Consider the following 11,576-nt stretch of genomic DNA (forward strand, 5'->3'; position numbering starts at 1 on the left):
TCTCCTTCAGCAATGGTTAGGGGCCAACTTCGATTTTCGGAGGACGCAAGGATCGTGCCGTCACACGCTGGCGCGGGTATTTGCAGCGACTGCGTCCGGCGACGCAGCGCGCCGCCGTCATGCCCGATGCTGATGTCGTACCCTTCGATTGCCCCGTCCGGCTCACGCACTTTCTACAAACGCGTGCCAATAGTCTCCGGCCCATCGACTGCGGGCCGCCGATAACTTGCGGGCCGCGGGCAAGGCACGGAATTTGCATTGATGACGATATCTATTGCCCGGCAGGGCTCGGGAGTTCGTCGCAATGTCCAACTCGCTGTCGCGAAAGTACGTCCCGGAGACGGGGCCGAGTACGTCCGCTGACGTCCGTGTCGGCGTGGATCCGCCACGCATCTACGCATTGATGGCGAGTCCCCTGCCCGGCGCGCAGGACTGGGCGTCACTGGTCGAGCGGGTTGCTTCACTGGGATTCTCGAGGCTGCTGATCGACGAGGCGGCTTTTACGCAGATGCCCCCCGGTCATCTGGACGTCAGCCACCGGCAGGGCCTGGCACTCGACGTTGCGCTCAGTGCGACGCTCACGTCCGGCGCGAGCGTGGACGCGGACGCGTCCACCTCACCGGCGCAGACACCGGACGCCAACGAACCTGGCACCAACGACGACCCGCCGGACCCCCGTCATCCGCCGCGCGCCCCGCTTCAACTGGCCCTTCCCCGCCATTCGTCGGCTGAGAACGCCCGACCGGGGGCGCTTGGTTCGACCAATCTTCCCGATCCGCTAAACGCCAGACTCCGTAAGCTTGCCGACCAGGGGGCGAACGGCTTCTGTCTGCATCATCTGGACGCCAGGCCGACGGCGGCGTGGCAACGTCTTATTGTCGATATGCGGCGTCACTACCCGGCGCTGCAATGGTTCGGCTGGACACCGGGTCTCCCGCGCGACCAGATGATCGCCGCGGCCGCCGCTGGCTTCGATGGCGTCTTCCTGTCGTCCTGCTGGTGGGACATGCGCGCCGCATGGCTCTATGACGAACACGCCGATCTTGCACGTTGCGCATGGCGTATCGCCCTTGCAGGCGATCCCTTCGACACGTCGGACGATCTCGTCGCGCGCAGCCACAACGTGCTCGAATGTGCGCGGGCGCTGCAACTGGCGTTCGAGTTGGGGGACGGCATCCTCATGCCTGCCGGTATGGAGTTCGGGCATGCGCATGCCGCGCGCGCGGTACCGGATGTTGGACCGCCTGGCGACGGCACCCCGCCCGATTCCCTCCATGAGATCGACTTTCGACAGATCGTGGCGGCTGGCAACCGACGCCTCAGCCTCATCGCGGCTGCGCAACGATCGACGCCTGCGTTGTCGGCGGACGACGACCGCGCGTCAGCGCATCGCAATGGCGCGGCAGTGTTGCGGTGCCTGTCGGGCGGCAACGCTGCAATTACATTGCTTACGCAGGAAATCCCCGGTGCGACGGACGGTCGCGTCGTCGCTGTCAATCACAGTCTGACGCACGCTGCGACGTGGCCGATGGCGGCCTGCGCAAGCGTCGATCGCGTCAGGCTCACGCCGCTGGACGCCCAGGGCAATGCGCTCGGAGATCCGGAAACCCTCACCCACATTGCGCTCGCGCCGGGTGAAGTCCGCATCTGGAAAGCGGAGATGGACCGCGATGTGTCGCGTCACGTCTGGCCGAAGGCCAGATCAGGTGCACTTGGCGAGGCCGACCGCCGCGCCGTGCGTGAAGCGGCCGCGCAGTCGCGTGTCGTGATCGAGTCCGTCTCGCCATCGCTCGACGGGGGCCGCTTTGCCGCGCGCGCGGTGGTAGGCGAAACCGTGTCGATTTCCGCAGACGTTTTCACAGACGGCCACGCACAGCCCAGCGCCGTGCTGCGCTGGCGGCCCCTCGACACGAATGTCTGGCGCGAAACGCCCATGACCCCGCTCGGCAACGACCGGTGGCAAGCCGAGTTCCGTCCGACGCGTCTGGGCCGTCACGAGTACCGGATCGAAGCATGGCGCGACCCTTATGTGAACTGGTGTATCGAAGTGGCCAAGAAGCTCGACGCGGGCCAGCCAGTGTCGCTGGAGATTCAGGAAGGCATCGAAGACCTCACACACATCGCGAGTCAGGCCTCCAGCGCCAGAGTGCGCAAAGCCATCGAGGCCGTCGCCAGGCTCGCGCAAGCGCAGGCGCCGTCCATTGCCTATGCGACGTTGAGCGCCCCCTCGGCAAAGGATGCCGTTGCGGCCGCCCGCTATCGTCCCTTCGTCATCGAGTCGCCGGTGCTTGCACTTGACGTGGAACCGCCGGAAGCCGCCTTCGGCAGCTGGTACGAACTGTTTCCGCGCTCGCAAAGCGGCGACGCGACAAAGCACGGCACGTTCGATGACGTCATCCGGCGCTTGCCCGCCATTGCCGACATGGGCTTCGACGTGCTCTACATGCCCCCCATCCACCCTATCGGACAGGCGCACCGCAAGGGCAAGAACAACCGGCTAGATGCCCAGCCAGACGATCCCGGCAGCCCCTATGCCATTGGCGACGCCACGGGCGGCCACGACGCGATTCACCCGGCGCTCGGTACCTTCGACGACTTCCGGCGTTTGCGAGACGCTGCGCAAGCGCATCACTTGCGCATCGCGCTCGACTTCGCCGTGCAATGCTCGCCCGACCATCCGTGGTTGCGCGAGCACCCGGGCTGGTTCGACTGGCGGGCGGACGGTTCGCTGCGTTACGCGGAAAACCCGCCCAAGAAGTATGAGGACATCGTCAACGTCGACTTCTATGCGCCGGATGCCGTGCCCGCGCTGTGGCTTGCGCTGCGCGACATTGTGCTGTTCTGGATCTCGGAAGGGATCGATCTCTTTCGGGTCGACAATCCGCACACCAAGCCGTTGCCCTTCTGGGAGTGGCTGATCGGCTCCGTGCGGGCGGCGCATCCGCGTACGGTCTTTCTTTCCGAGGCCTTCACGCGGCCGAAGCTCATGTACCGGCTGGCGAAGATCGGCTTCTCGCAGTCGTACACCTATTTCACCTGGCGAGAGACGAAAGACGAGATCACCGACTATCTGACGGAGCTTCAGCAACCCGAGATCGCTGCGTGCTTCCGTCCGCATTTCTTCGTCAATACGCCGGACATCAACCCCTACCATCTGCAACGCGGCGGCCGCCCTGTGCATCTGGCGCGTGCGGCACTGGCGACGACGCTCTCGGGTTTGTGGGGGATGTACAGCGGCTTCGAGCTTTGCGAAGCGACCGCGTTGCCCGGCCGCGAAGAATATCTCGACGCGGAGAAGTACGAGATCCGCGCCTGGGACTGGCAGCGCCCCGGCAACATCGTGAGGGAAATCACGGTGCTCAACCGCATCCGTCGCCGACATCCCGCCTTGCAGACGCATCGCGGCGTGACGTTCCTCAACGCCGACAACCCGCACGTCCTGTACTTCGAGAAAGCCACGCCGACACGGTCCGACGTCGTACTCGTTGCGATCAACCTCGATGCCGGACAGCCGCATGACGCCACGATAGAACTTCCGCTGTGGCGCTGGACACTCCCAGACGATGCGCCGCTGGCCGTCGAAAATCTGCTCGACGGCACGCAGTTCGAATGGCATGCGAAACACCAGCGGGTCCATCTGCCGCCGCATGCGCCGTATGCGATCTGGTCGGTGCGCCCGGCGCGCTCAGCAAACGCGAACGACGAATCCGCGGAGACCCCATGAAACGAGAACCCCGGCTCGGCATCGCGCCGCTGCGCGACGACCCGCTTTGGTACAAGGACGCGGTCATCTATCAGTTGCACATCAAGTCGTTCTTCGACGCCAACGGCGACGGTATCGGCGACTTCGCCGGTCTGATCGAAAAGCTCGATTACATCGCCGAACTGGGCGTCGACACGCTTTGGGTGCTGCCGTTCTACCCGTCGCCCCGCCGAGACGACGGCTATGACATTGCCGAGTATCGCGGTGTGCACCCCGATTACGGAACGATTTCCGACGTGCGCCGCCTCATAGCGGAAGCCCATGCACGCGGCATCCGTGTGATCACCGAACTTGTTATCAATCACACGTCGGATCAGCACCCGTGGTTCAAGCGCGCGTGCGCGGCGCGGCCGGGCACTTCGCATCGCGACTTCTACGTCTGGTCCGACACCGGCCGTGAATACGACGGCACGCGCATCATCTTCGTGGATACGGAAGTCTCCAACTGGACGTGGGAGCCGAACGCGGGCGCGTATTACTGGCACCGCTTCTACTCCCATCAACCCGATCTGAACTTCGACAACCCGCAGGTGCTGCGCGCTGTGCTCAGCGTCATGCACTTCTGGCTTGGTATGGGCGTGGATGGCCTGCGGCTCGATGCCGTGCCGTATCTCGTCGAGCGAGAAGGCACCAGCAACGAGAATCTGCCCGAGACACACGCCATTTTGAAGCGGATTCGTGCGGACCTCGACGCGAAGTACCGCAACCGGCTCCTCCTGGCCGAGGCCAATCAGTGGCCGGAGGACGTGCAACAGTACTTCGGAGCGGGCGACGAATGCCATATGGCGTTCCACTTCCCGCTCATGCCCCGCATGTATATGGCCATCGCGCGCGAAGATCGCTTTCCGATTACCGACATCCTGAGCCAGACGCCACAGATTCCCGACGCCTGCCAATGGGCCATCTTCCTGCGCAATCACGACGAACTGACGCTTGAAATGGTGACCGACAGCGAACGCGACTATCTCTGGGAGGTCTATGCGTCCGACCGCCGCGCGCGGCTGAACCTCGGCATCCGGCGGCGGCTCGCGCCGTTGCTCGAGCGCGACCGGCGACGTATCGAGCTGATGAACAGTCTGCTGCTCTCGATGCCCGGCACACCGGTGATCTATTACGGCGACGAAATCGGCATGGGCGACAACATCCACCTGGGCGACCGGGACGGCGTGCGCACGCCGATGCAATGGTCTTACGACCGCAATGGCGGCTTTTCGCGCGCCGACCCCGAACTGCTCACGCTGCCTGCCATTCAGGGCGCGCTGTACGGGTACGAATCGGTGAACGTCGAGAGTCAGGCGCGCGATCCGCATTCGCTGCTCAACTGGATGCGACGCCTGATCGCGACACGCCGCTCGCGTCGCGCGTTCGGCCGGGGCACCATCGAGTTTCTGCATCCGACCAACCGCAAGGTGCTCGCCTACCTGCGCGAGCACGACGAAGAACCGCCGCTGCTGTGCGTTGCCAATCTCTCCCGCGCGTCGCAGGCCGTCGAGCTTGACCTGTCCCGTTACGCCGGGCGCACACCCGTGGAACTGCTCGGTGGCACTGCCTTCCCCGCCATCGGGCAACTGACCTATTTGCTGACGCTACCGCCTTATGGCTTCTACTGGTTCGAGCTGACAGAAGCGACGCAGGCGCCCCGCTGGAACGACGAAGCCAGCGAGCAATTGCCCGAATTTACGACCTTCGTCTGGCGCGCCGATGCACCGCTGCTCGACGTTGCAACCTGCGACACGATCTCGAAAACCATCCTGCCGCGCTATCTGCCCAGGCGTCGATGGTTCGCGGCAAAGAACGCCCGGCTGCATGCTGCCCGGCTTCGTTGCACGACGTCCATCGCCCCCGTCGACAGCATGAATGCCGACGACGCCCCGATCTGGCTTGGTGAAGTCGAGGTACAACTCGATGTCGACGGCGAGCGGAAGACGCAAACGTATCTGCTGCCACTCACCGTTGTCTGGGAACACGTCGGTATGCGGCCGCTGCCGATCCAACTGGCGTTGGCGCGCGTGCGGCGCGGTCGGCGTGTCGGCTTCCTTGTCGACGCCTTCGCGAGCGAAACGTTGGGGCCGACCCTCGCATCTCTGATGCAGTCGAACGCCCGGATGCCTGCGCAAAGTGCACCGGGTGCCGACGCACAAGGCGATCTCGGCACTTTCGAGTTCGAAAGCGCCGACGTCCTGGCCGACGAGGCGATCCCGCCGGGCGAAGCGACGCAGTGGATGGCCGTCGAGCAAACCAACAGTTCGCTGGCGATGGGCAACGCGTTGGCGCTCAAACTGGTCCGTCAGATCGTACCCGGGGTGCACCCCGAAGCGGAGATGCTGCGCCGACTGAGCGAGTGCGGCTTCGCCAATTCGCCCCAGTGGCTGGGCGAAGTCCGTCATCTCGATGCCGATGGTAATCCGCATACGCTGGCGATCCTGCAACGCTTTGTCGGGAATCAGGGCAATGGCTGGAGTTGGGCTTACGACACGCTTTCGCGACTGATCGAAGCGCTCTCGCACGACGACGTCAGCGCCGGTGAAACCCGGGACGAAGCCGCGCCCTATCTTCAGTTCGCGACGCAGATCGGCAAACGCCTCGGCGAGATGCATCTGGTCCTCGCGCAGGACACCGACGACGATGCCTTCTCGCCCGTCATCGCCGACGACGACATCGTGGCCCGCTGGATCGCCTCCGCGCAGACGATGGTGTCGCAGGCGTTCTCGCTGCTCGAAGCGCATACCGCCCCGGCGATGGCCGACGCACTGGAGCGCGGCTCACAAGCCGCTGCCATTGCGTCGCTTCTGGACCGGCGCGACGCCATCATGGCGCTGGTCCCCCGTCTGCTCGCACACGGGCGCGGCACGCTCTGCGAGCGCGTACACGGCGACTTCCATCTCGGTCAGGTGCTTGTCACCCCGGGCGATGTCTTCATCATCGACTTCGAAGGCGAACCCGCCCGTGAGGTCGCGGTGCGGCGCGAGAAAACGAGTCCGCTACGCGATGTGGCAGGACTCTTGCGCTCGCTCGACTATCTGGGCCGCTCGGTCGCCAACTCGGAGGAGCCGCTGCCCACGCCGATGCTGGCGCGGCGTTCGGCACAGTTGCAACGCATCATGGAAGACGCGGCGGCTACGTTTCTCGACGCTTACGGCAACGCCGTCGCCTATGGCGCGCCGTCGCTGGCAGAGACCTTCGCGCATCGCGCACTGCTCGATGCTTTTTTGCTTGAGAAAGCCGCTTACGAGATCGTCTACGAATGCACCAACCGGCCTGCATGGCTGTGGATGCCGCTCGCGGGCTTCGAAGCGCTCGCTGCGCGCCTGCTCGACGAACGGGGGGATGTTTCATGAGCCGTGCCCAGCCGCGCACCCTGTCCTCGGCGCAATCGCCTCCGTCCCCAGATACGGAAGGCGGTGGGCCGGATCGACTGCCAGTCACACCGCAGCACGACATTCAAGCACTGGTCGGCGGCTATCATCCGGACCCGTTCGCCGTGTTGGGGCCACATCGCGATGGCGGTGGCTGGACAGTCCGTGCCTTCCTGCCGGGTGCGATGAGCGTCGCCGTCGAACCCTTGTCTTCGGACGATGCGCAGACAATTCCGATGCGTCGTGTCCATGCCGACGGCCTGTTCGTCGCCTGGCTGCCTGCGTCTGCCGATGCATCGGACGAGGCGGATGCCCCGCCGGACTATCGGCTTCATATCGACTGGCCTTCGGCGCGTCAGATCACCGCCGACCCTTATGCATTCGGCTTGCTGCTGGGCGACCTCGATCTACACCTGCTGCAGGAGGGGCGTCATTGGCACATCGGCGATTGCCTCGGCGCGCATCCCATGACCGTGAACCATATCGACGGAGTTCGTTTCGCCGTGTGGGCGCCGAACGCGAGCCGGCTCTCTGTGGTGGGCGACTTCAACGGCTGGGACGGTCGTCGCCATGCGATGCGGCTACGCTACGGCGCGGGCGTCTGGGAGTTGTTCGTGCCGCATCTCACCGCCGACGAACGCTACAAATTCGAGGTCCGTGCCGCTAACGGAACGGTGCTGCCCCTGAAGGCCGATCCGCTCGCGCGTATGACCGAAGTGCCGCCCGCGACAGCGTCGCGTGTGGCGTCCGATGCGCCGTTCGTCTGGCACGACGACGCATGGCTGGCCGAGCGTGCCCGTCGCGTTGCGCCTGGCGCACCGGTCGCTATCTACGAGGTGCATGCGGGGTCGTGGTTACCGGCGCAAGCCGACGGCGCGCCGTCGTCGCACTGGGACGCCCTCGCCGACCGCTTGATTCCCTATGTGCACGCGATGGGCTTCACGCACATCGAGTTTTTGCCCGTGACCGAGCATCCGTTCGCCGGGTCGTGGGGTTATCAGCCGCTGAGTCTCTATGCACCGACGGCGCGCTTCGGCGATCCGGCCGGACTGGCGCGCCTCATCGACCGCGCGCATTGTGCGGGACTTGGCGTCATTCTCGACTGGGTGCCTGCGCACTTTCCGTCCGACGTTCATGGGCTTGCGCATTTCGATGGCACGGCGCTGTACGAACACGCCGATCCGCGCGAGGGCTTTCATCAGGACTGGAAGACCAGCGTCTACAACCTCGGACGCCATGAGGTCGTCAACTTTCTGATCGGTAGCGCGCTGGACTGGCTGCGCCGCTTTCATGTCGACGGCCTGCGTGTCGATGCCGTGGCGTCCATGCTGTATCGCGACTACAGCCGCCGTCCAGGGGAATGGGTGCCGAACCGGTATGGCGGCCGTGAGAATCTCGAAGCCATCGCCTTCTTGCAGGCATTGAGCGAGCGCGTCGCCGAGCATGCGCCCGGGGCTGCATTGTTCGCCGAAGAGTCGACGGCATGGCCCGGCGTGAGCGCGCCGGTGTCGCAGGGCGGACTTGGCTTCGACTACAAATGGAATATGGGCTGGATGAACGACACGCTTCGCTATATGGGGCGCGACCCCGTGTACCGCCGTCATCACCACGACGATCTGACCTTCGGGCTCGTTTATGCGTTCTCCGAGCGCTTCGTATTGCCGCTTTCCCACGATGAGGTCGTGCACGGCAAAGGCTCGCTGATCGGCCGCATGCCGGGCGACGACTGGCAAAAGCACGCCAATCTGCGCGCATACCTTGGCTTTATGTGGACGCATCCCGGCAAGAAGTTGCTGTTCATGGGCGGCGAGTTCGCTCAGCGCGCCGAGTGGAACCATGATGTCCCGTTGCCGTGGTCGCAGCTCGATGACCCGGCCAGTCGCGGCGTGCAGCGCTGGGTGCGCGACCTGAACCGGAGCTACCGCGACCGGAGCGCACTGCATCGGCTCGACGCCGACGCATCGGGCTTCGCATGGGTCATCGGCAACGACCGCGACAACAGCGTATTGGCCTATCTGCGCTTCGGCGCTTCGCGCGAAGGCTCGCCGCCCGATGACGTCTGCCTCGTGGTCGTCAACCTGACACCGATTCCCCGGCACGACTATCGGATTGGCGTCCCCATGCGCGGCGGGTGGCGCGAGGTTCTGAACTCGGACGCCACGTGCTACGGCGGTAGTGGCGTCGGTAATGGCGGCGGCGTCACGACCCAAGGAATCTCGTCGCACGGCCATGCCGAATCGCTGAATCTGACGTTACCGCCATTGGGCTGCGTTGTGCTGGCCCCGGAGAGATAGCCGATGCCCCACTCGAACGTCGAACGACTGGAGCCTGGACGACCGACGCCGCTTGGCGCGACGTGGGACGGTCTGGGCGTCAACTTCGCCGTCTTCTCGGCCAATGCGCACCGGATCGAACTGTGCCTCTTCGAGGAGCGCGGGCGTAAGGAACTCAGGCGCCTGCCGCTGCCAGAATGCACCGACGAGATCTGGCATGGGTATCTGCCCGGCGCGGGGCCCGGACTCGTCTACGGGTATCGCGCGCACGGCCCGTACGCGCCCGAGCAAGGGCATCGCTTCAATCCCGCCAAGTTATTGCTCGACCCGTATGCGCGGGCACTACTCGGCAAAGTGCGGTGGTCCGATGCGCTGTTCGGCTACCGCGTGTCCTCGCACAAAGCCGACCTGTCCATCGACCGGCGCGACAGCGCACCGGCCATGCCCAAGGCGGTGGTCGTCGAAGCGCCCGACACGTTGCGGCACGACACACGCCCGCACACCGCGTGGGACGACACCGTCATTCTCGAGGCGCACGTGCGCGGGCTGACCATGCAGATAGACGGCCTGCGTCAGCCGTTGCGCGGCACATTCGAAGCGTTGGCGTCGCCGCGACTGATCGAGCATCTCCATCGGGTTGGCATCACCGCAGTCGAATTGCTGCCGGTGCACGCGTTCCTGCACGACAGGATGCTGGTCGACCGCGGGCTGCGCAATTACTGGGGCTACAACACGCTCGCGTTCTTCGCACCCGAAGCGTCTTATCTCGGCAACGGCGGCACCGACGCCATGCGGCGCGCGGTCCGGGCATTGCACGCAGCGGGCATCGAAGTCATTCTGGACGTTGTCTACAACCACACGTGCGAAGGCAACGAACTCGGACCGACGCTGTCCTGGCGGGGGCTGGACAACGCCAGCTACTACCGTCTCGTGCCGGGCGACGAACGCTATTTCATCAACGACACCGGCTGCGGCAACACCGTCAACCTGTCGCATCCGCGCGTGTTGCAGATGGTGATGGACTCGCTGCGCTACTGGGTCGAGACGATGCAGATCGACGGCTTCCGTTTCGATCTGGGCGTGACGCTGGGTCGTGAGGGTGATGGCTTCGATCCCGGCGCGGGATTCTTCGACGCCATCGGTCAGGATCCGGTGCTCGCGCGTACCAAACTCATCTCCGAGCCGTGGGACATCGGGCCGGACGGTTACCAATTGGGACAACATCCCCCCGGCTTCGCCGAGTGGAACGGCCAGTTCCGCGACACGGTGCGCCGCTTCTGGCGCGGGGACGACGGCATCCGTCCCGACCTTGCAGAGCGTCTGCTCGGCTCAGCCGGATTGTTTGCGCGCCGTTGGCGAAAGCCATGGGCGTCGCTCAACTTTGTCACCGCGCACGACGGCTTCACACTGGCCGACCTGACGACCTACGCGGAGCGTCACAACGAGGCCAACGGCGAGGACAACCACGACGGCGCGGGCGAGAACTTCAGCGCCAACTGGGGCGAAGAAGGACCGAGCGAGGACGCGCAGATCGTGGCGTTGCGCGAGCGTGTTCAACGCTCGTTGCTGCTCACGTTACTGTTCGCCAGCGGCACACCCATGCTGCTGGCGGGCGATGAGTTCGGCCGCACTCAGGGCGGCAACAACAACGCCTACTGTCAGGACAACGGCACCTCGTGGCTCGACTGGCGCGCGGCGGCGCAGCCCCCAGCCGTCGCCATGACCGGCTTTACGGCGCGGGCAATCGCGTTGCGACGGGAGTTGCCGCTGCTGCGCATACTTCGCTTTTCTCACGAGCGGGAGTGGGTGGAAGACGACTTCGAAACCGTGTCCTGGTACGACGAGCGCGGGTTACAACTGGCCGACGAAGACTGGCACAACACCACGGGCCGCGCGCTGGTGCTGCGTCGCGCCGTGCGGCACGACGACGGCACCATCGAAATCGCATTACTGATGATGAACGCCGCCGACGTGCCGCTGCTGTTTCGCTGGCCACCACCCGGGGGCGACTGGCAGTTGCATCTCGATTCGGCCGATCCGGCACGCGAAGCGACGCCTCTCGATGGTGAGGGGGTACAGATCGAGGCGCACGCCGCAATGGTCGTCACCGGCCGGTGGCGTGGCGATCGCGACGCGGCGGCCTGATGCGCCCGACCCGCTCCCCCGTTTTCCGCCCCCCGCTAT

General features: G+C 65.1%; 4 protein-coding genes. All 4 read left to right on the forward strand.

Features of this window, described 5'->3' with window-relative positions; all coding sequences use genetic code 11:
* The first annotated feature begins 304 nt into the window (after positions 1-304).
* From MB84_RS12160 to glgX, 4 genes are read left to right on the forward strand one after another with little or no spacing between them, the layout of a single operon-like run.
* A complete protein-coding gene (locus MB84_RS12160; RefSeq protein WP_052653250.1) occupies positions 305-3,724 on the forward strand; it encodes an alpha-1,4-glucan--maltose-1-phosphate maltosyltransferase in 3,420 nt (1,139 codons plus the stop codon).
* Entirely contained in the window at positions 3,721-7,101 is a 3,381-nt protein-coding gene (treS, locus tag MB84_RS12165) for a maltose alpha-D-glucosyltransferase (protein ID WP_046291960.1), read from the forward strand. The genes MB84_RS12160 and treS overlap by 4 nt, the downstream gene beginning before the upstream one ends.
* Positions 7,098-9,413: a 1,4-alpha-glucan branching protein GlgB gene (gene glgB, locus MB84_RS12170; RefSeq protein ID WP_084009745.1), complete on the forward strand. Its 2,316-nt coding sequence runs from the start codon at positions 7,098-7,100 to the stop codon at positions 9,411-9,413. The genes treS and glgB overlap by 4 nt, the downstream gene beginning before the upstream one ends.
* A gap of 3 nt (positions 9,414-9,416) precedes the next feature.
* Positions 9,417-11,537 carry a glycogen debranching protein GlgX gene (gene glgX, locus MB84_RS12175; protein ID WP_084009746.1) on the forward strand — a complete coding sequence of 707 codons (2,121 nt, stop codon included), beginning with the start codon at positions 9,417-9,419 and terminating at the stop codon, positions 11,535-11,537.
* Positions 11,538-11,576 lie beyond the last annotated feature (39 nt).

Source organism: Pandoraea oxalativorans, assembly GCF_000972785.3.
GTDB lineage: Bacteria > Pseudomonadota > Gammaproteobacteria > Burkholderiales > Burkholderiaceae > Pandoraea > Pandoraea oxalativorans.